Genomic DNA, 23,301 nt, shown 5'->3' with positions numbered 1-23,301 from the left:
GGACAAAATCAATGCAAAAAGCAGTGAAGCTACAAATATGCAGACAGCCAAATCCTTTAACAAAATGGTTTGTCGGCAATTTATAGTTAATGTGTATAAAAATATGGCGTGTAGTGATTAGAAAGTATTATAATAAACGTAGTGAATAGAAAATTTTTGTTAGGAGGGATTGCACATGGCAACGATTCGTGCATTTTCACACAAAGAGATTACACCGCAAAATACGCATTTGTCTAGTTTTAAAGTGTTGATAGAGTCAGCTTTTTATGGGAACAATGTCACTTGGATTGATGATCTAGCCACTGCCTATCACTTAGCAAAAGAATCTTCTGGGGCTATTCTTACGGATATGCCGGTATCACACACCAAGGAGTTAGGACTACCAGAGGATGCAAAAGTCATCGTGTTTAATGACGGAAAAGTTGTTGGACGAACAGCGTCAGCTCGACGCATCATCGGACATCCTGGAATCCAGCGAGAATTATATGAAGACATTTTGCGAGATGCCTTATATCATGGAACCCGCAAGCAATTTTATGGTGGTGAAGTTGTTGTAGGATTAGACGAAGCGTTTATGGTCAAAGCTCACCTGTTGATACCAGAGCACTATGAAACCAATTTTTACTCTTATTTGTTGAATTTTCAATTGATGACGAAATCATGGGAGGAAAGATACCAACGTTCCAAAGAATATCCAGAGACGGACATTTTTTTGTACGCTGATCCAGACTGGTCTCATCCTGATTTTCCTTACGGGCTGTCTCTTTTTGATCCTGAACACAATGTTGCGGCAGTCTTAGGTTTAAACTATTTTGGTGAATTGAAAAAAGCGACATTAACTTTGGCTTGGGCTACCGCGCATCGCCATGGCTTTGTGGCGTGTCATGGGGGAATGAAGCAGTATCAGTTACCGAATCGAACATTTACGATGGCTGCTTTTGGTCTTTCAGGATCAGGAAAATCGACTATCACATTGGCAGAACATGATGGCAAATATGAGATCAAGGTTCTGCATGACGATGCATTTGTGATTAATCAAACAAATGGTGCCTCCACTGCACTGGAGCCTTCTTATTTTGATAAAACGCAAGACTATCCACTAACCAACCCAAATGTCCGCTACTTTATCACCTGTCAAAATGTTGGGGTTACTTTAGACGAGAAAGGAAAAAAGGTCCTCGTGACCCAAGATATTCGTAATGGGAATGGTCGAACCGTCAAATCACGATATGTCACACCTAATCGGGTGGACCATTTAGATTCGCCGATCGATGCCGTATTTTGGATCATGAAAGATAACACGCTGCCTCCGGTAGTAAAAATTGACGATCCGATTTTAGCCGCTGTTTTTGGTTTGACCTTAGCTACGAAGCGCACGACAGCTGAACATATTGTCGAGACCACGGATATAGATAAACTGGTCATCGAACCTTATGCCAATCCATTTAGAGTCTATCCTTTAGGGGAAGATTTTGCCCATTTCATGCACTTGTTTAAAGAAAACCAAACGGCTTGTTATATTCTAAATACAGGCTTTTACAAAGGCAAGAAAGTCACGCCTGAAGTCACACTAACATCGATTGAAAAAATTGTGGAAGGCGAGGCTGAATTTAAAAATTTCGGTGGGATCACCGAAATGAGTTTCCTGCCAGTAACAGGCTTTAAAGTCGATTTTCAAGATGCCTCCTATGTTGCTCATTTAAGAGAGCGGATGCAAGGACGGCTGGACTTTATTTTGGCTCAAGAGACAGAAAATGATGGCTATAATAAGTTGCCTAAAGAAGTAGCAACGGCAATGGAAAAGGTGATTTCTACATTAAGTGAGCTTCCTAGCTAATTTAGTTGAATCAAACTTCCGCAAGCGGCTTTTTTCCTGAAACACTTATTTTGTTAGCCAGAAAGGAGCGAATATGAACATTCAGTTTCACCATATCCAAATCACAGTCAATGATGTAAAAAAAGCAGAAGGCTTTTATGATCAATTATTTGCACTATTAGGTTTTGACCTTCAGAAGAAATATTCTGGGTACTTAGAACATGCTGATATGGAAGTAGTAGAATATATAGGCGATTCATTTGATTTCGGCATTTGTTCCCCACGAAAAGAATGGAAGAACGAGAAAATCGATTCAAGAAAACCTGGCTCTGTTCAACACATAGCATTTAAGGCGGAAAGCCGCGAAGTAGTAGATGCGATCTTTCCCAAAATAAAAGCTTTAGGGGTAAAGATCCTTCACGATCGACCAATGGAGTACAAAGAGCGCATCGCTCCTAACTACTATGCCTTATTCTTTGAAAGCCCAGAAGGCATTCGTTTTGAACTATTTCATTATGCCTGATTCCTTTTACTAAAAGAGCGTGGCATGAACTTGTTGCGTGAACGTGTTCCTATTCAGGTGATCTTTCATTGTGGGGTTCGTATAACCATGTGATATCAGAGACAAACTTTTTTAAAACCTGTCATCAGGAAAACTAGAACATTCTTTTTAAAAGTACGTCCGTCTGGAAAAAACTATTTGATTTCTAAAATTCATTTGGACAATTCACAAATAAAAACCTAACTCGTGTGTTAAAAAACGTTCGAATTTTTATCATTCTAGAAGCGAGTGCACCGTGGGTCAATGAGGATTATTGGGTTGATGGCACGACACTTAAGAGAGGGAGGAAGATCAATATGGATCAGAGGGTTCAGCAAGACATCGAAGCAATCATTTCCCATCAATATGATCATGGCGCCGATTTATGGTCGACGCCAGACCATAAATTACTAAAAGGAGCACCCTTTACGACCTTAGAAAGTCCTCTTTATTTACTTGAACTTGGTATGTCTCCTGAGGAGAACTTATTAAAAGAGACAGCCGCATTGATCTTTCAAGGATGGAGAGAAGATGGCAGATTTAAAATTTCTCCGTCAGGGGGGATCTATCCATGTCATACGGCGTTGGCTTTGCGAACGCTGTGTGCTCTTGGTTACACAAGGGACCAGCGGCTGCAACAGACCGTTCACTATTTTCTTGCTACTCAGGAAGCAGATGGCGGCTGGAAGTGTAATAAGTATAGTTTTGGTCGCGGCCCGGAGACCCACTTTTCCACGCCAATGACGACGTTAACGGTCCTTGATGCTTTTCGCTATATTCATGATCGTGAAAAAATGGAAACGCTTAAGCAAGCAAGCGAATTTTTGCTTGCTCATTGGGAGATCCGTCAGCCAATCAGTCCCTGTCATTATGGGATGGGTACATTATTTATGCAGACAGAATACCCCTTTAGAGGATACAATCTTTTTTATTATCTGTATGTCTTGTCTTTTTATCCTTCTGCCAGAAAAGACGCACGATTTTTGGAGGCTTTGCAGCAGTTTGAATCGAAAGTTCAAAATGGCAATGTCATCGTAGAACGGGTCGTACCCAAACTGGGGAAACTGAATTTTTGCCAAAAAGGGCATATCAGTCCCTTTGCCACACAGCGTTACCAAGAAATTCTTGCTCGATTGGCAGAGGATTGAGGAAAAACAGCCCTTTGAAAGGTTCCCCCCATCTAGACGATTCTTTTTCTTTTCTGGTACACTGTCTGTAAAGAAGCAAGTGATTAATCAACAGAGAGGAGAAAGACATGCAAAAAATATATCTTGTTGAAGATGATGCAACGATCGTCTCTGTTCTAGCAGAATATTTACAGCAATGGGGGTACGAATGTGTTTCCGCGAAGAATTTTGCTAGCATCTTGCAAGAGTTTCATGAGATCAAACCGGATCTCGTTCTTTTAGATATTTCGCTGCCTTATTACAACGGGTATCATTGGTGCCAAGAAATTCGCAAGAAGTCAGAAGTGCCGATCATTTTCCTTTCGTCGATGGATCAACAGATGAATCAGATCATGGCGATGAACATGGGAGCAGATGATTATTTAACAAAACCCTTTGATTTAGCCTTCGTTTTGGCAAAAATCCAAGCATTGCTGCGGCGGAGCTATCAGTATAGCCACCAACAAGCGCTGACCTTTGAGATAGGGCAAGTAACCTTTTATCCCACAGAAAATGTATTAAAAAAACAGGGGGAACAGTTGCCACTGTCTCCAAATGAAGCTCGGATTCTTTCCTTGCTTTTGCAGCATCGAGGGAAGATTGTAGCCAAAGAGACCATCATTGAAATGCTCTGGAATAGTGAAGAATTCATCGATAATAACACATTAGCGGTCAATATGACCCGCTTGCGAAAAAAATTAAGCCAGATCGAACTATCCGATTTGATCCAGACGGTAAAGAATAAAGGGTATTTGATAGAAAAGGAACACGCCTATGACTAACGTGAAAGAATATTTCGTCCTTTATGGAAAGTTTTATCTCGTTTACCTGCTGTTTAGTGCGGGCCTATTTGGGCTATTCTTTCTCCACAGCCTTTCATTGGAGCCCTTCATTGACTATGTGGTCTTTTCAGGGGTGATCTTAGGGGGACTTTCCCTTTTTCATTATTTTCGTTACGCACAAAAAAGAAAGCAGCTGCAGCATTTATTAAGAAAACAACGTATGACGGAAGCGGCGTTGGCGTTCTTGCCTGCCACTCGAAATCGTTTAGAAGACGAATACCAAGCCCTTCTTAAACAATTGGCAAGAGAAAAAACCACTTCTGATTACAAGGCAGCGTTAAAAAATGAAGAAATTTATGAAGATTTCGGCTTGTGGCTTCATCAAATCAAAACGCCTCTAGCTGCGCTGGATCTTTTGGTCCAAAGCGATTCGTTGTCACCGACGGAGGTCAAAGCGGAATTATTTAAGGTGAATGATTACTTGCAAATGATGTTGAATTATTTACGACAAAATTTAGCGAATGAAGATTTTGTCTTTGAGTCGATTGCTTTAGCGCCCCTCGTTCGTCAAACGATCAAAAAGTATGCCTTGTTTTTCTCGAAAAAGAATCTGCAACTGGACATGGCGGTGGATTTGACGGTGACATCCGATCGAAAGTGGCTCGTTTTTATTTTTGAACAGGTTCTTTTCAACAGCTTGAAGTATACCGAAACTGGTGGCATCAACGTTTTCACTAAAGACAATGCCTTAGTGATTCAAGATAGCGGCATTGGTATTCGTAAGGAAGACTTGCCAAGGGTGTTTGAGAAAGGATATACGGGACAAAATGGTCGCTTTCAGCAACGAGCGAGCGGGCTAGGCTTATATATGAGTCAACAAGCGGCTGAAAAAATCGGCTGCCGTTTAGCGATTGATTCTGAAGTGGGACAGGGAACCATCGTCACACTTCATTTTCCCACCACAAATAACCGATAGCCGCAAACTTTCAACACTGTAAGTTTGCGGTTTTTATTGTAAGTCGCTTTTTTCTGCCAGTCAGCTTATTCTAAAAAGGAAGGAGGGAACAAGATGACACTTTTAAACATTCAACAAGTAAAAAAAATCTATCAAAGCCAGCTGAACGGACAACCCGTTGAAGCGTTGAAAAATATTACCTTTATGGTAGAAGAAGGGGAATATGTCGCTATCATGGGGGAATCAGGCTCGGGAAAGAGTACGTTGCTGAACTTGATGGCGACGTTAGACCAACCAACAGCGGGTGAAATGCAGCTGAATGGCATCGATCTGACCACGATCAAAGAAAAAGACGCAGCGAGTTTTCGACGGGATCACTTAGGCTTTGTTTTTCAAGACTTTAATTTATTGGACACCTTTTCGGTAAAAGACAATATTTTATTGCCATTAGTTTTATCAAAAGTTTCCGTCAAACAAATGGAAAAGCAGCTTCAACCTATCGTACAAACTTTAGGGATCGCCGATTTATTGCAGCACTATCCGTATGAATTGTCTGGCGGACAAAAACAACGAGTTGCTGTCGCACGAGCAATCATCACAAAACCGGAACTGCTATTAGCAGATGAGCCAACCGGAGCGCTGGATTCGAAAACCTCTGATCAATTACTGACATTATTTCAACAGATCAATCAAAATGGACAGACGATCGTGATGGTCACTCACAGTTCGATCGCAGCCAGTCGCGCACAACGCGTCTTGTTTATCAAAGACGGGTATGTGTTTCACCAGCTGTATCGAGGGGATCGCAGCAATACCGCTTTTCTAGAAGCAATAGCCGAAACAATGACTGCTGTCTTTGCAAAGGAGGAGTAACCAATGTTCTTTCAAAAAATCGCCTTCTCCAATTTGCGTAAAAATGCCAAAGCTTACACACCCTTTTTATTATCTATGAGTTTCTTGGTGGCTGTTTTGATGATGACGCAAATCATCGTGAACAATCCAGGAATGAAGGAACTTCCTAGTAGTCAAAGCGCCATCTTCATGTTTCGTTTAGGAAATATCATCCTCATGATTTTTGCGGCGATCTTTTCCTTTTACACCAATAACTTTTTGATCAAACAGCGAAAAAAAGAATTTGGTCTCTACAATGTTTTAGGACTAGGAAAACGTGAGATAGCCTTCGTGGTCTTTTGGGAACTCTTTTACAGTTTTCTCATTAGCCTTGCCGCCGGATTGATCAGTGGCTTATTGTTTGCACGATTAGGATTTTTGATACTGAAGAAAATCTTAGCCGTAGGCGAGTTCTTTGTCTTTAAACTATCATTTGAGAGTATTGGCTTGGTGATCCTGTATTTTATGTTCGTCTTTGGTTGTTTATTTTTATTTGACATACTGCAAGTCCGCAAAACCAATCCACTTCAACTACTGCAGGGAAGCAAGCGTAATGAAAAAGAACCACGAGCAAAAGGTATTTTGGCACTATTAGGTGTCCTTTGTTTAGTGGCAGGCTATACGATCTCTGTGACGATCAAATCTCCTATCAGTGCATTAGGCCTGTTCTTTGTCGCCGTCGTCCTCGTAATCTTGGCTACCTATTTGTTGTTTATTGCGGGCAGTATCAAAGCATTGCAGTTTTTAAGAAAACGAACGACCTATTATTATCAAACGACCCATTTTATCAATGTCTCTACCATGTTGTATCGGATGAAGCAAAATGCGGCTGGTTTAGCAAGTATTTGTATTTTATCAACGATGGTGTTAGTGACCGTTGCTACGACCGCCAGTCTTTATTTTGGACAAAAGAATGTGATCGAAACCCGTTTTCCTTACGATGTTCAAATTGAGTCAGCGGCTGATTCCCAGCAAATCAACACAGCAATTAATGGACTTGAAGAGAAGCTAACGATCAAAGAGCGCCAGCAAGTCACTACAACAAGACCGTTGCTTTTTACCTTTGAGGAACCAAATTTTGTTCCCTCAACCACTTTTGAAGAAAATAGCGGTAGTTTAGATAAAGCCGTGTATCTTATTTTTCTTACCAGTTCTGAATACCATGAAATCACTGGGAAAACAGGACCCGCTGACGACGAACTATTCGTTTTTCCCGCCACCTGGACGCATCAAGCTTTACCAGAAAAGACGACGATCGATGATCGTCAATTTCGCTTGCGGGAATTGAAAGAACTGCCAACATTCACGAAAACAGAAAACCCCGTTCAGCATCTTGTTCTCGTGGTGGATGATCAGTGGCTTGCCGAAAAGCTAAGCGCTTGGTATCAAAACGAAGAGTTTCAACTTTACCAGCAACCAGTGACAACAACAGTCTTTAATTTTCAAGCAGCAGAAACAAGCGATCGCGAAGCCATCGCAAAAGAGATTCGCAGCGAACTTCTGGCAGCAGATGCTCAGGCGAGCGTTGAATCAAAAGATCTTTTTGAAGTTGAGACAAAAACCTTTACCGGCGGCTTTTTCTTCTTAGGTTTGATTTTTGGTGTGATCTTTATTTTAGCTGCTGCATTGATCATTTATTATAAACAAGTTTCCGAAGGGATGGAGGACAAAGAACGTTTCGAGATCTTGCAAAAAGTTGGGTTAAGCCATAAGGAAGTCAAGCAAGTGATCCAGCAGCAAGTTTTGATGATCTTCTCATTTCCTTTGGTGGCAGCGATCATCCATTTGGCGTTTGCTTTACCAATGATTCGAAAATTACTGATTCTTTTTGGTCTGACGGATCGTAACTTATTGATTACGGTAACGATTATTTCTGTCCTGTTGTTTACAATGATTTATCTGCTGGTGTATTTCATCACCGCAAGAGTCTACTATCGATTGGTGGAGCGCAAACAGTAGCGGGGGGACAAATGCTATTTTGTCAGACGATAGCTAGATGGATTAGCCGTCACCGCCAAGAGCTACAAAAAAATAAAATGTAAGAACACCTCATCCATGAAGCGACGCTCAAAAGTTAGAATTTTTGGTCTAACAGTTTGGAATCACTACATGATTGAGGTGTTTTTTTGATAGGCACGCCCGTTAGCCCACTTTTTAGAGTTGAAAAAAATCCTTAGGTGACCTATAGTGAAAAGGAGTAAAGCACGGGTATAGAGTGCCGCGCGATTGATAGTCATTTCAAAATAAAAGAGATCATGTGATCCAAAAAGGAGAAAGCCCTATGAAAGAGCAGCCGATAACCATTGGATTCCCCTTAAGAGGTGAATGGCTTGCGCCGACTACACCAGCCGAGAAGATTCCTAGCCATGGTACCGATCGAATGGGGTTGCGTTATGCCTTTGATTTTTTACAAGTTAATTTTGAGGGGAAAACCAAAGCTTTTCATAATCGAAGCTTTCTGCGCTATTTCTTCTTAGGGGTTCCGCTGGAGAGCTGTTATTGTTGGGGCGAAAAAATCTATGCGCCTTGTGATGGCGAAGTCATTGTTGCAAGAGATGGCTATCGGGAACGGAAAATCGTTCACTGGATCAGAGATTTTTCGATCGCTGTAAAAAATGGTTTGTTTTTTAATGAACAAAAAGATGATTATCAACAAATAGCTGGCAACTACATTGTGATAAAAGCTTCTGAGGGCGTTTATATGGCATTTGTTCATCTGCAAAAAAGATCTGTCACTGTTTCCGTAGGACAAAATATCACCAAAGGGATGGTGATCGGAAACGTTGGCCATTCGGGAAATTCGACTTCGCCTCATCTGCATTTTCAAGTGATGGACACAAGTGATATCGGCCATGCAAAAGGTCTTCCTTGCCGCTTTGAAGAATATGAAGTGTACCAAGCAGGGGGATGGACAAAGGTGCAGAATCGGATACCAGGAAGTACCGATCGGATACGATTGTTAAAGGAATACTAAGGACCAGTTTTGAAACATTCGCATCAGGGCTTGCAGGATGCTCAACTGAAAGAACGTTTAAAAGTCTTTGGACTACTTTTAAGTACGTGAAATAATCTTAGGCTTTCAAAATTTGTGAAGAAAATGAAATGCAAGGAGAACAAATGAATCATTTACCCAATATCCTTACCACATCTCGACTGATTCTCGCACCACTTTTACTATTCCTTCAGCCAATGTCTGGCTGGTTTTGGCTGCTCTATTCCTATTGTTTTGTAAGCGACCTCGTCGATGGGCTGCTTGCAAGAAGGATGAATCTTACGAGTGAGGTGGGTGCCTTACTAGACAGTTTCGCAGATGTAAGCTTTTTTCTCGCAGTTTTTCTTTCTTTTCTACCACAGTTGTTGGCGGCACATACGCTTTGGGTCTGGCTACTAGTGATTGCTATGATTCGTTTTGTCAGTTATCTGATTGGCTATGTAAAATATCGGTCTTTTAGTAGTCTGCATACATGGCTCAACAAAGCAGTCGGTTTTCTTTTAGGTAGTTTCCCATTGCTGCTCGTGGTGAGTCCTGCAAAAATTGTTGTCTTGATTTTGGGGACCATCGCCACTGTTTCCGCATTAGAAGAATTGCTGATAACGATCCTCTCAAAAAATCTGGATAGAAATCAAAAATCGATATTCGAAATTTTTAAGTAAGGCGCCTCTATCATTGAGGGCCTTTTTTTGCGTATTCATCGCTAATAGACTTTTAAAAGACCCTTCAAAAACAATTTTAAAAATAACATTGAAAACAATTTTTAATGGTATTATGCTTATCTTTGAAGGGAGGCTTCACAAATGAATAGACAAGAACTGCATGCATGTATCAGTAAAAACCAGCCTAATATTTGCCAAATTGCTGCCTACCAAAATGGAAAGGAAGTTTACTCGGATGAATGGCATGAGTATAAGCCAGAGGATACTTGCCACCTTATGTCCGCTACGAAAAGTATCGTTTCTCTACTAGTTGGGATAGCGATCGATCAAGGTGTCATCCGAAGTGTTAATGACAAAGTACTCGATTATTTTCCAGACTATCAAGTAAAACGGGGCGAAAAAACGATTCAGGATATTACGATCAAACACCTATTAACGATGCGAGCCCCGTATAAATGCAAAGGTGATCCATGGACAAAGGTTTGTTCGAGTGACGACTGGACCAGCGCCTCGCTTGATTTATTGGGAGGAAGAAAAGGAGTGACAAATGAATTCAATTATCAAACCGTTTGTCTGCAGATCCTCACTGGTTTGTTAGCGAAAGCTTCTGGAATGACGACCGTTGATTATGCGAACCATTATTTATTTCGACCTCTTGGTGTAGCCGAACTGACCAATTATTATGCGGAAACGGCACAAGAGCATAAGCACTTTACGATGAGCAAGGCACCAAAAAAACCGGTTTGGTTTTGCGATCCTTTAAATATTGGCACTGCAGGTTACGGGCTTTGTCTTTCAGCAAAAGATTTAGCCAAAATCGGTGAGCTATGCTTGAACCAAGGCATCCATCAAGGACAACAAGTGATTTCTTCACAATGGCTCACTGAAATGGTCAATCCGCTAGAGACAAACATAGAGAAATTTCAAAATATGAGTTATGGGTATTTATGGTGGATCTTGGATGCTGAGAAAAGCACCTATGCCGCCATCGGCAATAGTGGAAATGTCCTTTATATTGATCCCGAATCAGAGACTGTTATCGCCATTACGGCGTATTTTAAGCCAACTGTCTTTGATCGCATCGACTTTATCGAGACAGAGCTAAAACCGTTCCTTTTGCACTAATGAGCGTTAAGAAAAAGCAGTCTGCTGTCAAAAGTTGATTGCTTTTTTTGTAGACGAAAGCTTAATGATCCCTTTTGTGACTATGGCAGGCAGGTGACCTACTGATAAAGCTCGGCTGCTAGCCTTTTTATGAAATTATAATTTAGCAATTTGATCCCGCAGGTAGGAGGCTAAATCAATAATAAACGGAAGATAAATGAGAAATGAATAAAATGACCAAACTATCAACGACGTAAACTTGGTATACTATAATTGAGAAGAAAATCACAAGTGAAAGGAGCGGTCGGGGTGTTTTCAGAAATCAGTATCTATCAAGTGAAACCCAGTAGTGTTGAGACCTTTGAAGCAGTCATGCAGGAAGCAACAGAGGCAATGAAGGCCATGGAGGGGGCTTTGTTCTTTCGATTAATGAAACGAACCCATTACATCAAAGAAATGAGGACCATCAAGGAAGGTCGCCTCCCAGATCCATTGACGAGAGTCATAAAATGTGTGAAATATGCTCACTATTGGGAGTTTGATAGCGAAGAAAATTATGGCAAAGCTCAAAAAAAGTTGTATGAAAGTTACTGGAAAGCAATGGAGAAATGTTTGATCGTTCCCCACGACAAACTATTGGGGGAAGTTCTTGAGTGCTCGCTTTAGTACCAAATGCTCTCCTTCTGAACGGACTTTTTGTTGCAACTGTTAAGAAAGGACAGGGTAGAAATACAACGGATGTTAAAAAAGTCATTTGAACGTTTGAATGGAGGACTGGTATTTTTTTTAAACACTCTATTTCTTGAAGGAATCTAAAAGGAGGAAGCCCCGATGGCACAGGTTGCTTTTCATAATTCGTACAAATTAAAAAAAGGCGTTTCAACAGCGGAATTTGTTCGTGTCGTTGAACAATTAAACCGAGAATACATTTCCAAACAAAGAGGATACCTTTCTTTTGAATTATTAGTAGATGGAGAAACTTGGGCGGACATCACCAAGTTCGAAACGAAAGAAGATGCGGAAACATTTGCTCGATGCGGCACGCCTAATGCCTTTGCACAAAAGTTTTATTCATTCATCAATCTAAACAGTTGCAGCTCTCACCTATACACGATTGAAAAAACGTTCCAATAACTTAGCCAGAATGGAATGAACAGCGCAAAAGACAATTCATATGAAAAGAGGAACTTCTTATGACAAAGACAGCAGAATGGTATCAAGGAAAAGCCGGTCGGGCAGAACATTTGGTCTATTTAAATAAGGAAGCCAAAGAGCTTGAGAAACTGATTCACGGTGACAAAACAATGATCATTCGGGGGGCAGCGGGCAGAAAATCACCTTTAGGAGGAAGAGCCAAAATCAACGATCTTGTTTATTTTGTGGAGACCGGCGGCGATTTGACCATCACTCATCGGGGCATCATTGCCAACGTGATTGAATCTGAAAAGATGACGAAAGAAGAATCCATAGATTTTGTAAAACGCTATGAAAAAGAGTTGAATTTATCGAAAAAACAAGTCGATCGATGGGCAGGGAAAAAGTATCTAGCGGTCTATGAAATCGCTGAATTAGAAGAAATAACACCATTTCAGTACAATCGTGAAAAAAATATGGATGATTGGGTCATCACAGATGATATCAACAAAATCAAATTGTAACGTAGCGAAAACCTTAAAAAACGAAGCGCAAAGGAGTTGAGTGGAAGGATGGAAGGCAAAAAGCAATTGTTTCGAGACAAAAACGTGAAACCAACAGAGCAGCTGATTGCAGAATCTCTGGGTGAAGGATATGTCATTTATCAACGTTTTATCGAAACCCTTGAAAACGAGGGCATCTCTCTTATGGATTGGCGCTATTACCAAGATGGAAAAGCGTGGTTATCAAAAGGCGAATACAAATGGACAACGACTCGTGGAACGAATAAAGTGAAACCAATTTTTTGGCTCTCGATGTGGGAGGACTTCTTCAAAGTCTCCTTTCACTTTAGCGAGAAAGTCCGAACACAGTTATTGTCTTTACCAGTCAGCGATGAGACAAAGGAAACCATTCTTAAGGCGCCAACTAATGGCACGAAAATGAAGTTTTTTTCTGTGATTTTTGATGTCGCTAATCCATCACTCTTTGAAGATATCACCGAATTGATCGTGTTCAAAAAAAGTAAATAAAGTAAGAGTATGATTTATTTAACTTGGATAGTCTGATTTTATTACATCTATCAAAAAGGAATCTTTGTTATAGTTTACCCATTTTTTAGGTTAAGAAAAGTAAAAGTCAATCAGAAGACTCTAAGTTTATCGCCTTTCCTCTGATTGGGTTTTAATATAAGTAACTCTTGGGAAAACCAACGCTAATTTTGATTAGATTATCGGATAAAATTCACAATGAAATAAATTTTACTCGCTAAATATGCTATTATGGGTAAAATATGCTTTAATTACTTTTGAATTGATGGAAGACACATTGGAAAAGGAGAAAAGACAAATGACTATTCAACGAATCACAGCTTGCGTTCAAGTCAAAGGAGACTATCAGAAGTGTTATCATTTTTATACGGAAAAAGTTGGTTTGGTACCAACTTATGGCGATGAGTCAGGTCCTTATACAAGCTTTGCATCGAAGAAAGAGGAGGCGCCTTTTTTTGGTATGTTCCAAGTGGATGCCGTGATCGATCAAATGGAGGGCTATCCGATTTCGGATAATCGGATTTCATCTGATACGCTTTCGGCAACGTTTCACACCACGGATTTTGAAGAAGATTATACGAGAATGAACAATGCTGGTGTAGTGTTTGAAGTGAGTAAAACCGTTTTGGGGGAAGGGGACCAAGCTTTTCATATTGCCTATTTCCGCGATCCAGAAGGAAATTTGCTAAGCTTGGAGGATGGCGGTGTCTAAAGAGTTCACATTCAAAAAGAATCAGAAAAAAACGTAAAGAAAGATTTATCTCATAATTGTTTTGAGATAAATCTTTTTTTATTTGAAATCATTCCTCTATAAAGCGTTCCTTCATCCGCTCCAAGAAAAGTCCAGAGGCTTTTGAAAAAACTTGGGTGTTCTTCCAAATGACTGCAAGATCTGATTCAAGAGTGGGACTCAATTTTCTAAAGCATAAAGGACTGTCAGGGGTGAAGTTGATTAATTTGTCGAGGGTCAATGCATAGCCGACGCCTTCTTCAACCAACTTTGACGCATTGTACACGAGATTATACGTGGCAACGACAGTCAATTTGTTCATGTCTTTTTTCAACCATTTAGAAAGCTCACTGCTGACCAGACTTTGTCGTGAAGTAATCAAGGGAACCTCCCAGAGATCCTTTGGTGTGATGACTTCGTTACTAGCAAGGGGACTGTCTTTTCGCATCAAGACGCCCCAGGTGTCTCTGGCAGGTAAGCGCAAGGAATGGTATTTTTTGACGTCGACGGGGCTGATCACGACGCCAAAATCCAACAATCCTTTGTCCAACCGTTCTTTGACCTCGTCAGCATTGCCGCTAAATAAATGAAATTTGACGTTAGGGTACTCAACTTGAATCTCCTTGATGATTTTTCCCAACATCTGGATCACGTAGGTTTCTCCAGCACCGATCGACACGTTGCCCGCAATCGTATCTCGAGGCGACAAAAATTCAGAACGGGTCTTTTCTAACAATTCTACAATTTCTTCCGCCCGCTTACGAAACAAGAGGCCATCTTCCGTCAGCGTAATTTTGCGATTGCCTCTGGTGAACAGCGTGACACCTAATTCTTTTTCTAACTCCATTAACTGTCGTGACAGGGATGGTTGCGAGAGATGCAGATGTTTTGCGGCAGCTGAAATCGTTTCTTTTTCTGCAACTGTTAGAAAGGTGGTTAAACTTTTTAATTCCATAGGTCTATACTCCTTTTTCTATGCTATATATGAATAGTTGGGTATTTGATATTAGTATTTTACATAGAAAGATGCGGCAAGTACAATAGGTTTATCCAAAAATAGCTCAAGCGATCAAGAAAAAACGATCATCCAGACCTTGATCATTTGAGAAAAATTGGAGAATCGCCCTAAGGTACAGGATAGTTGACCGAGAAAGAAGGCGAATGAAATGAAAAACTGGCAAAAGAAGGCCCTTGTGTCTTTAGTTGTGCTGGCACCGCTGGTTTTAAGTGCTTGTAGCAGCAATAATGAGGAGACGAATGAAGAGCCGCAAGCCAGCTCAGGAGGAGAAACGATGACAGAAAATGTTTCATTGACAGATGAATGGGATAAAGTTTTCCCAGAAAGTGACACGGTGAATCACCGAAAAGTGACTTTCCAGAATCGTTACGGGATCACTTTAGTTGCGGATCTTTATGAACCAATTGATGCGCAAGGACCACTTCCAGCAATCGCTGTTAGCGGACCTTTTGGAGCAGTCAAAGAGCAGACATCTGGTCTATATGCGCAAACGATGGCAGAGCGTGGTTTTGTTACGATCGCTTTTGATCCGTCCTATACAGGTGAAAGCGGTGGCGAACCACGCTATGTGGCTTCCCCAGACATTAATACAGAAGATTTTCAAGCAGCCGTCGATTTTCTATCTGTCCAAGAAAACGTAGATGAAGAAAGAATCGGTTTGATCGGGATTTGTGGCTGGGGTGGTCTAGCTTTGAATGCCGCAGCCATCGATACCCGTGTGAAAGCGACTGTTTCTGCCACCATGTATGACATGTCGCGAGTCAATGCTCAAGGGTATTTTGATGAAATGGGGGCTGAAGGACGCCATGAATTGCGCCAGCAGCTGAACGCCCAACGTACAGTTGATTTTGCCAATGGCAGCTACGAACGAGCAGGTGGGGTACCAGATACACTGCCAGAAGATGCGCCGGTCTTTATTCAGGATTATTTTGATTATTACAAAACAGACCGAGGCTACCACGAACGTTCCTTGAACTCTAATGATGGTTGGAATGTCACGTCTTCGCTGTCATTCTTAAATATGCCACTTTTGTCTTACATTGATGAGATCCAAAGCGCCGTTTTATTGCTTCATGGAGAAGAAGCCCACTCACTTTACTTCAGTCAAGACGCTTTTGAGCAATTGCAAGGTGATAACAAAGAGCTGACAGTCATTCCTAATGCTTCGCATGTTGATCTATACGACCAAACAGAGGTGATTCCTTTTGACCAAATGACCGAATTCTTCCAAGAGCATTTGAATTAAACAGCAACAACCAGCTGCACGACTGTTCAGTCCCATATCTTCTGCTGAGCAGTCGTATTTTAGAAAATAAGCATTCCGTTGCCCGCCGCTACATCGAATCATCAGCAGAAAGGAGCGAAGCCATGCTGATAAAACTCATCCCTGCTGTCTTGCTGTTCCTACTAAGTGCCTGTGGGACAAGTGGAACAGAGGAGAGGCATGCGCTGTCTGCCAGCGAAACTTCCTCTGAGGCAAGTCAGGATCATGATCAACCGACGATTGAATCAGCAACAGCTGTCGTCATTACGGTTGGTCAACAGGATTTTATAGCAAAGTTTTATGAAAATGAGGCGTCTGAATACCTAATGAATCAAATGCCCTTCACGTTGACAATGAGTGACTTGAACAACAACGAGAAATATTATCGTTTTTCTGAGAATTTGCCAGAAATGACTACAGAACGGCCGGAGATCATTCACGCAGGAGAAATCATGAGCTGGAATAGTCATACGTTGGTGCTGTTTTATCAGACCTTTACCAATTCTTATGGTGGCTATAGTCGTATCGGCGTTATTGAAGATCCAGCAGGCTTAAGAGAAGCAATGGGGGAAGAGGACGTGGAGGTTGTCTTTTCGCTAGAAAATACTCGTGAGTAACGAATGATTAGGAGAAAAACAAATGACGATCGATCAATTAAACAAACTTATGGCAAGTGGTGAACCCTTACTTGCCGGTTCGCAAGCTTCAAAACAAATGGTGGCTTTGAGTGCTGAGGCGAGAAAATTGACCATGAAAATCAATACGGTTTATCATGAACCTCATGAATTACAAGAACTTTTTGCCCAATTGACTGGGAAAGCAGTTGAACCGACATTTTCGCTTTTTCCGCCTTTTTATACAGATTATGGCAAAAACATCCAAATTGGTAAAGGGGTGTTTCTTAACGCCGGTTGTCATTTTCAAGACCAAGGAGGGATCACGATCGGTGATGGTACCCTAATTGGGCATAACGTTGTTCTAGCTACCTTGAATCATGGCCTTCACCCTGAAGATCGTAGTACGCTTTATCCAGCACCCATTACGATTGGGAAGAATGTCTGGATTGGCTCAAATGCAACGATCGTTGCTGGTGTGACCGTCGGTGACCATGCAATCATTGCTGCTGGGGCAGTGGTGACCAAAGATGTCGCTGAGCGCACGATCGTGGCTGGTGTACCTGCAAACTATGTCAAAGAGGTCACTGAGTAAGCACAATAGCAATGAGTAAGAAAAAAACTGCTGTTCGCCTTGTCGCTTTTGAAGCGATGAAGACGAACAGCGGTTTTCTTATTCTTGAGGCGGCTCGCTCGTATTGGAACCGGCGAAGTTTTCGATCAACGATTTCACATCCAGACCGAGGGTTTCTTTCAAAGTTTCTTGTGTGGTCGATAAGAGATTGGTGGCGTAATTGGTGACACGATTGGCACCGCCGCCTTCACCTGATCCTGTATCAACGACCGAAATTTTATCGATATTGCCTAATGGGGCGGCAGCCTCTTTGACTAATTGCGGCATGATCTCAACGATCATGCTAAGGATCGCTGCTTCATCATATTTCTTGAAGGCTTCGGCGATTTTTTCCTTCGTTTCAGCTTCCGCCGTTCCTTTCGCCAAGGTCGTCTCGGCTTCTGCCAAACCAATCAGACGAATTTTATCGGCTTCAGCTTTTGCCAACGACTCTGTTCGAAACTGCTCAGCTTCAGTGGTTGCTAACGCAGACGCTTTTTTCGCTAATGCTTCTTGTTCAAGCGCATAACGATCGGCATCGGCTTTTTTCTTGATCTCAGAATCAAATTGGCGTTCACGACGCAAGATTTCTTTTTCTTCCAATTCGATTTGTTTTTGTCGTTCAACGACTTCAACTTCAATCTCTTGTTCTCGAACTTTTTGTTTCATGATGGCACTTTGCAGATGATAGGCTTGATCGGCATCGGCTTTGGCGATGTCTTGTTCTTTCTTATAAAGCGCCAACTTCAATTCTTTTTCCTTCAATGCTTCAGCGATTTCGGTCATGCGTTTTGATTCCGCTGTTTGCGATTCTTGTTCCGATTGGGCTTTTTTGATGCGGGTTTCTTTCAGCGCTTCGGCTTCCGCAATTTCAGCATCCCGTTTGACTTGAGCGATTCTAGGTTTTCCAAGAGAATCTAAATAGCCATTTTTGTCTCGTACTTCTTTGATCGTAAAGGAGACAATGATCAAGCCCATTTTCGCTAGATCGACAGAGGCCACTTCTTGCACGCTTTGGCTGAATTTGTCGCGATTTTGATAGATTTCTTCGACGGTCATCGAACCAAGGATCGAACGCAGGTGACCTTCCAAGACTTCTCGTGCCTCATTTTCTAATTCTTCACGGGTTTTTCCTAGAAACTGTTCCGCTGCCGTTGCGATTTCTTCTACGGATGAGCCGATCTTGATAATGGAAGTTCCATCACACATAACGGGAACTCCTTGTTCCGTATACACTTCTGGTGTTGAAACATCCAGCTTGCTGGAAAGTAAGCTGATTCGGTTTGATCGTTGGAACACTGGCAAAACAAAGGCTCCGCCACCACGCACGATTTTGATTTTGTTATTGCTCTCATCCGCATGAACATTTTTGTTGCCAAGGTAACTTCCGCTGATAATCAACGCTTCATCGGGCTTGGCTGTTTGATATTTCGTGACAAAGATGATCAAAAGCATCAGTAAAATGAACGCTACGATTGCGATCGGAAAGACAATTGGTGATAAGAAAATATCCATAGATGCACCTCTTTAGTGATTTATTTTAGTTGTCCAAAAATTTTTCTGTATAGGGAACGACGTAGCAAATACGCTCTTTGACTTCAATAATCAACACTTTTGATCCTGCTGCTAATGATTCATCGATTGGTTGAAAAGCCGAGGCTGGACGATTACTTGAACCAGTGACACTTGTGAGTTGAATTTCACCCATTCCTTCACAAGGAATCGGCGTCAGCACCGTTGCGATTCGACCTTCAAAGTCTTTCTCGGAACTCGAAAGCGTCGCTTCAGCATTCCTCATGGGAATCAGCACGTAAAAATTCAAGAGAAAAACGAGCCCTGTAGAAAGACAAGCGCTACCAATGAAAAGCACCATCGAATAACCTGGGAAAATAGTTTCCCCTAAGTAACCGAAAAGACTCGTAAAGGCAAACCAGGGGATGATCAACATCGGATCAATTGGACCATCAAAATCGAAGATATCGCCAAACAGAAGCAGCAAAAAGGCTAAAATGGCACAGCCAATCAATACATACAAATAAATCTGATCAGGTGCGTAAGTGTGCAGCACGTATCCACCTCCTTTCAAATAGAGTGATTTGTAAGAACAATGAAAGCTAAGAAACAATCGAAAGAAGAACGAGGGAAGGAAAAGAACGGAATAGGTGTTCTGTTATAATTATACCAATAAATAATAAAAAAACTTAAATAAAATAGTAAAATTGAACAAATAGTACAACAAAGGGAGGTTTATTTTTTTGAAAGAGCCAATCAAAAATCAGCTTTTTTTCATCAGCCATTGACAAACCAGGAAAATCCAAGTAGATTAAATCAGGGTACTAGAAAAAGGCAAAATTAGCTGCAGATGATTTGAATCGTAAGAGGCAGCTTTTATTTTCTATTACCATAGATCGAAGGTAGTTGTTCGCAAACATAAAAGAAGTCAGGAACACTTCTTTTCAACCGACAGTATTGCTAAGAAATAGAGGTGGAATCGATGGATCAAAAAGAAAAAATGTTAGAGCTAATCAAGAAAAAACAAGGCGGCGGCCGTTCAAAAAAAATGGAATCCCCAAAAAATGATCGAAAAAACATGCGTAAAGGCCCGAAAATTTATAATAAGTAAGGCGATGCATTAGAAACATGAAATGGTTGATGAAAAAAAGAGAGAAGGACAGGATTTCTGTCTTTCTCTCTTTTTTATTTACTCTTGAGAATCCACGTACAACTCACTCAAAGCTGGCAGATCATGGACTTGGTATTTTGCTTTAAAAGCTGCGATTTCTTCAGCGCTGAAGCGGTTCGGATCAAGTTTCAGTTCTTCGACAGGAAGAGGGCGTTCGTTAGCGATCTTGACATCGATCACCACAGGTCCGTGGCTTTCTTTAGCTTGTGTAAAGACGGATGCTAATTCTTCTTCCTTCGTTACCGTGAAGCCTTTCGCACCCAATGCTTCCCCAACTTTACCAAAATCAGCACCGGCTAATTGGACACCGAACTTGGTTTGCTCGGTATCTTCTTGCTCCGCTTCGATGAAGCCGAATGAGTCATTGGAAAAGACCACGTTGATGATTGGCAAATCATATTTCACTTGGGTGATGATGTCTTGCATTTGCATCGCAAAACCGCCATCCCCACTAAAGGTAAATACTTGGCGATTCGGATAGCTCAATTGAGCTGCGATCCCACCAGGTACACCATTGCCCATTGTCGCAAACCAGCCAGACGTTGTGAAACGCTGTTCACCCGTCATTTCTAAATGACGGATACTGTGAATCGTCACATTACCGACATCCGTGACAAACAGGGCATCAGGAGCTGCAATCCGGTTGATTTCTCGATAGACAGGTTCAGGACGCAAAGGAACTTGCGAATCATGGTAAAAACGATGGCGCCATTCATGCCAATTGCGACAGTTTTCTTGATTGGCTTTTAACCAAGCATCTGCAGGACGAGGGGCTGCCATCTCTGTCCATTTTCTAAGAGCGGTCGCACCATCTCCTAAAACGGAGACATCCGTCTGATGACGACGACCAAATTTCGAGGCGTCGATATCAACTTGGACAAAGTTGGCACCAGGATTGAAAAAGCGGCGGCCAAAAGGGAAGTCACTGCCGACAAAAACGATGAGATCGGCTTCTGCCAAAGCTTCATTGGCAGGTTTTGTCGCCACCCGTCCAGCAAATCCAAGAAAGTTTTCATAAAGATCAGGCACGATGCCTTTGGCTAAGACAGAAGATGCGATAGGCATCGAGAAATGCTTAGAAAAAGCATCGATGGCATCAAAATGACCAAAGAGACCTTGTCCGATATAAAGGACGGGTTTTTTTGCTTGTTCAAAATAAGGAAGGGCAGCCTGTAAATCCTCTTCATCAGGCTGGAGAACACCTGTCTTATGATTTTTTGCGGTTGCAATCTCCTGTTTGTCGATTTCTGCAAACCCGTAATCGACCGGGATCGTTACCACAGCGACTCCTTTAAATTTGTAGGCTGCTTTAATGGCTTCGTCCACCACGTGGGGCAAACTTTCAGGGGACATGACCGTGCGATTGTAGATACTGACATCAGCGAACATCGGATTTTCATTCATTTCTTGAAAATCATTGTAGTTCATCGAGCTCGAAGCTACTTGTCCTAACAAGGCAACGACGGGCACGTTATCCATTTGAGCATCATATAAGCCATTGATCAAATGGGTGGCACCCGGACCAGCAGAACCAAAAACCGCACCGACTTTTCCCGTTAGCTTGGCATCAGCCGCTGCTGCCAGCGCACCTGCTTCTTCATGACGTACTTGAATATACTTGACCGATTGCCGTTCATGGTACAAAGCATCCATCGTTGAGTTGAAAGAGCCACCGGGGATTCCATAGATATGGTCGATGCCCCAAGCTTCAAAAACCTTGATCATTGCTATACCAGCATTGATTTTTGTCATTTTCTTCACTCGCTTTCTCTGTTGTCATTCGTTCTCTTTTAAGTATAAACGTTTCTCAAAAAGACAACAAAGAATGCGCCTTCTGTCACAAGGCGCAGTGAAAGACTTATTTTAGGAAATGAACGACTCAGTTGCGCAGCTCTTGCACGAATCGGCTGGCGATCTCTTTTGGTCGGGTGATGGCACCACCAACCACGATACCCGTCACACCCATATCTTGGATTTTCTTTGCTTGTTTCGGGGTGTGGATCTTGCCTTCGGCTATCACTGGAACCTTTGCCGCAACCAATTGCTGGATCAATTGATAATCTGGTTCGTCAATGGTGGGACTATTCGCCGTATAGCCGGACAAAGTTGTACCAACAAAATCGACGCCCGCTTCAAAGGCATTGATGCCTTCCTCATAGGTGGCGATATCTGCCATGAGTAGTTGATGGGGATAAAGAGTTTTGATTTGTTTGATAAAGGCATTGACCGTCAAGCCATCGTGACGTTTGCGCAAGGTGCAGTCCAAAGCGATCACCGCAATCTGTAAAGCTGCTAATTCGTGCACCTCTTTGATGGTCGCTGTGATAAATGGTTCTTCAGGTGGATAGTCTTTTTTGATGATTCCGATGATCGGCAGATCAACAGCGGCTTGGATTTCGCGAATATCGCGAACGGAATTGGCACGGATGCCAACAGCTCCAGCTTCTTGAGCTGCTTTTGCCAATAGGGGCATGACACCGCCGTTTTCGGTATACAAGGGTTCTCCAGGCAATGCTTGACAAGAAACAATCAACCCGCCCTTGATTTGTTGGGTAAAGACTTCTTTTTCCATTTATATGACACTTCCCATTCTACTAAAGGTTCGTTTCTCCCTTCGACTATATCATGAGGTTTTTTGCTTGTAAATGAATCAACACCTCTTTGAATCAAAGGCAAGACATTCAAAAAACGTGCAGCAAGCATCATTGTCATGGATACTTGCTGCACGTAACGAATAGGCTAGGCAGATTTTTTATTCTGCTTGTTTTGACGTGCATTGCTTGAACTTTTCAAAATCGATCGTTTGATTAGCAGGCAGCACTTCGTATTGCAATCGTTCTGTTTCTTCATCGTGAATGATATGGAGGATTTTTCCTTCGTCATCTACTGGTCCCAGACTGATGATCGTAAAGCGTTCATTGATGACTTCTAAATTTTGTAAAACCCCAGAAAACACTTTGCGAATATGATGGGCGGTTTTGATTTTTTTGTCCGCTTTTTCAACAGCCTTGGCCAACGTAAAGCCTTCATCTAAAAACGTTTTGATCATTTCCACTTTGACGACCGTGGGCAGTCGGTATTTTCGTGGGGCATTTTCTTCTTGTGGGACCGATTGAATAAATCCTTTTTGTTCCCAATAACGCAATTGGCGAGGGGAGATATCACACATTTGGCTAAGTTCGCTGATGCCGACCAACAAGTTTTCATTATCAACGAGTTTTCGAAAAAGATGAGACATACGGACTCCATTCTTGTAAAGGTATTTGTTAATATTGTAACTTGTTTTA

The 23,301-nt window shown here is 41.8% G+C and carries 25 protein-coding genes; 19 read left to right on the top strand and 6 right to left on the bottom strand.

Features of this window, described 5'->3' with window-relative positions; all coding sequences use genetic code 11:
* Positions 1–175 precede the first annotated feature (175 nt).
* The 15 genes from IGI77_RS10130 (at position 176) to IGI77_RS10060 (ending at position 13,804) form a co-directional block, all read left to right on the top strand.
* Positions 176–1,837, top strand: coding sequence for a phosphoenolpyruvate carboxykinase (ATP) (locus tag IGI77_RS10130; RefSeq protein ID WP_074535238.1), 1,662 nt, complete (start codon positions 176–178; stop codon positions 1,835–1,837).
* A 73-nt stretch (positions 1,838–1,910) separates the two neighbouring features.
* Complete coding sequence (locus IGI77_RS10125; RefSeq protein ID WP_010749608.1) at positions 1,911–2,339, top strand: VOC family protein; 429 nt, start codon at positions 1,911–1,913, stop codon at positions 2,337–2,339.
* Positions 2,340–2,674: 335 nt separating this feature from the next.
* Positions 2,675–3,505 carry a prenyltransferase gene (locus IGI77_RS10120; protein WP_074535239.1) on the top strand — a complete coding sequence of 277 codons (831 nt, stop codon included), beginning with the start codon at positions 2,675–2,677 and terminating at the stop codon, positions 3,503–3,505.
* Positions 3,506–3,612: 107 nt separating this feature from the next.
* Positions 3,613–4,305: a response regulator transcription factor gene (locus IGI77_RS10115; RefSeq protein ID WP_010749609.1), complete on the top strand. Its 693-nt coding sequence runs from the start codon at positions 3,613–3,615 to the stop codon at positions 4,303–4,305.
* On the top strand, positions 4,298–5,281 hold the full coding sequence (locus IGI77_RS10110) for a sensor histidine kinase (RefSeq protein WP_438769965.1): 984 nt from the start codon (positions 4,298–4,300) through the stop codon (positions 5,279–5,281). The genes IGI77_RS10115 and IGI77_RS10110 overlap by 8 nt, the downstream gene beginning before the upstream one ends.
* 93 nt (positions 5,282–5,374) lie before the next feature.
* Complete coding sequence (locus tag IGI77_RS10105) at positions 5,375–6,133, top strand: ABC transporter ATP-binding protein (protein WP_010749611.1); 759 nt, start codon at positions 5,375–5,377, stop codon at positions 6,131–6,133.
* A gap of 3 nt (positions 6,134–6,136) precedes the next feature.
* Entirely contained in the window at positions 6,137–8,110 is a 1,974-nt protein-coding gene (locus IGI77_RS10100; protein WP_142973275.1) for an ABC transporter permease, read from the top strand.
* Positions 8,111–8,432: 322 nt separating this feature from the next.
* A complete protein-coding gene (locus IGI77_RS10095; RefSeq protein ID WP_438769963.1) occupies positions 8,433–9,125 on the top strand; it encodes a M23 family metallopeptidase in 693 nt (230 codons plus the stop codon).
* Between the two features lie 128 nt (positions 9,126–9,253).
* Positions 9,254–9,805, top strand: coding sequence for a CDP-alcohol phosphatidyltransferase family protein (locus tag IGI77_RS10090; protein ID WP_438769961.1), 552 nt, complete (start codon positions 9,254–9,256; stop codon positions 9,803–9,805).
* A gap of 141 nt (positions 9,806–9,946) precedes the next feature.
* On the top strand, positions 9,947–10,930 hold the full coding sequence (locus IGI77_RS10085; protein ID WP_074932626.1) for a serine hydrolase domain-containing protein: 984 nt from the start codon (positions 9,947–9,949) through the stop codon (positions 10,928–10,930).
* 270 nt (positions 10,931–11,200) lie between these two features.
* A complete protein-coding gene (locus IGI77_RS10080) occupies positions 11,201–11,575 on the top strand; it encodes a hypothetical protein (RefSeq protein WP_005230091.1) in 375 nt (124 codons plus the stop codon).
* Between the two features lie 165 nt (positions 11,576–11,740).
* Positions 11,741–12,043 carry an antibiotic biosynthesis monooxygenase family protein gene (locus tag IGI77_RS10075; protein ID WP_115232437.1) on the top strand — a complete coding sequence of 101 codons (303 nt, stop codon included), beginning with the start codon at positions 11,741–11,743 and terminating at the stop codon, positions 12,041–12,043.
* 59 nt (positions 12,044–12,102) lie between these two features.
* Positions 12,103–12,567: a hypothetical protein gene (locus IGI77_RS10070; RefSeq protein ID WP_123833712.1), complete on the top strand. Its 465-nt coding sequence runs from the start codon at positions 12,103–12,105 to the stop codon at positions 12,565–12,567.
* A gap of 48 nt (positions 12,568–12,615) precedes the next feature.
* Complete coding sequence (locus IGI77_RS10065) at positions 12,616–13,074, top strand: DUF3788 family protein (RefSeq protein WP_074932624.1); 459 nt, start codon at positions 12,616–12,618, stop codon at positions 13,072–13,074.
* 316 nt (positions 13,075–13,390) lie between these two features.
* Positions 13,391–13,804: a VOC family protein gene (locus IGI77_RS10060; protein WP_034858575.1), complete on the top strand. Its 414-nt coding sequence runs from the start codon at positions 13,391–13,393 to the stop codon at positions 13,802–13,804.
* An 88-nt stretch (positions 13,805–13,892) separates the two neighbouring features.
* Here the strand turns inward: IGI77_RS10060 and IGI77_RS10055 are convergent, their stop codons facing one another.
* The gene (locus tag IGI77_RS10055) at positions 13,893–14,777 is read right to left on the bottom strand and encodes a LysR family transcriptional regulator (protein ID WP_438769960.1); all 885 of its coding nucleotides are present in this window, start codon (positions 14,775–14,777) and stop codon (positions 13,893–13,895) included.
* 337 nt (positions 14,778–15,114) lie between these two features.
* On the opposite strand from IGI77_RS10055, the gene IGI77_RS10050 reads away from it, so the two are divergent.
* The 3 genes from IGI77_RS10050 to IGI77_RS10040 all read left to right on the top strand — a co-directional run bounded on the left by IGI77_RS10050 (position 15,115) and on the right by IGI77_RS10040 (position 17,313).
* Positions 15,115–16,086: an alpha/beta hydrolase gene (locus IGI77_RS10050; protein WP_438770529.1), complete on the top strand. Its 972-nt coding sequence runs from the start codon at positions 15,115–15,117 to the stop codon at positions 16,084–16,086.
* Positions 16,087–16,208: 122 nt separating this feature from the next.
* Positions 16,209–16,721, top strand: a complete 513-nt coding sequence (locus IGI77_RS10045; RefSeq protein WP_438769959.1) for a cyclophilin-like fold protein — start codon at positions 16,209–16,211, stop codon at positions 16,719–16,721.
* A 22-nt stretch (positions 16,722–16,743) separates the two neighbouring features.
* Positions 16,744–17,313 (top strand): sugar O-acetyltransferase, encoded by a 570-nt coding sequence (locus tag IGI77_RS10040; protein WP_074535251.1) that lies wholly within the window; start codon positions 16,744–16,746, stop codon positions 17,311–17,313.
* A gap of 78 nt (positions 17,314–17,391) precedes the next feature.
* Here IGI77_RS10040 and IGI77_RS10035 read toward each other — a convergent pair whose 3' ends face one another.
* Both IGI77_RS10035 and IGI77_RS10030 read right to left on the bottom strand, forming a co-directional pair.
* Positions 17,392–18,846, bottom strand: a complete 1,455-nt coding sequence (locus IGI77_RS10035; RefSeq protein WP_005230116.1) for a flotillin family protein — start codon at positions 18,844–18,846, stop codon at positions 17,392–17,394.
* 25 nt (positions 18,847–18,871) lie between these two features.
* The gene (locus IGI77_RS10030; RefSeq protein ID WP_438769958.1) at positions 18,872–19,417 is read right to left on the bottom strand and encodes an NfeD family protein; all 546 of its coding nucleotides are present in this window, start codon (positions 19,415–19,417) and stop codon (positions 18,872–18,874) included.
* Between the two features lie 408 nt (positions 19,418–19,825).
* On the opposite strand from IGI77_RS10030, the gene IGI77_RS10025 reads away from it, so the two are divergent.
* The gene (locus IGI77_RS10025) at positions 19,826–19,954 is read left to right on the top strand and encodes a hypothetical protein (protein ID WP_005236316.1); all 129 of its coding nucleotides are present in this window, start codon (positions 19,826–19,828) and stop codon (positions 19,952–19,954) included.
* 78 nt (positions 19,955–20,032) lie between these two features.
* Here the strand turns inward: IGI77_RS10025 and spxB are convergent, their stop codons facing one another.
* From spxB to IGI77_RS10010, 3 genes are all read right to left on the bottom strand, one after another.
* On the bottom strand, positions 20,033–21,766 hold the full coding sequence (gene spxB / locus IGI77_RS10020; protein WP_074535253.1) for a pyruvate oxidase: 1,734 nt from the start codon (positions 21,764–21,766) through the stop codon (positions 20,033–20,035).
* Between the two features lie 127 nt (positions 21,767–21,893).
* Entirely contained in the window at positions 21,894–22,586 is a 693-nt protein-coding gene (locus tag IGI77_RS10015) for an N-acetylmannosamine-6-phosphate 2-epimerase (RefSeq protein WP_015509858.1), read from the bottom strand.
* 180 nt (positions 22,587–22,766) lie between these two features.
* Entirely contained in the window at positions 22,767–23,252 is a 486-nt protein-coding gene (locus tag IGI77_RS10010) for a MerR family transcriptional regulator (protein WP_005230125.1), read from the bottom strand.
* Between the last annotated feature and the right edge of the window lie 49 nt (positions 23,253–23,301).

The sequence above is a fragment of the Enterococcus sp. DIV0213h genome (assembly GCF_051711285.1).
In the GTDB taxonomy this organism is placed as follows: domain Bacteria; phylum Bacillota; class Bacilli; order Lactobacillales; family Enterococcaceae; genus Enterococcus_D; species Enterococcus_D casseliflavus.
The sequence above is the reverse complement of the archived record's forward strand: the minus strand, read 5'-3'. Positions and strand labels throughout refer to the sequence as shown.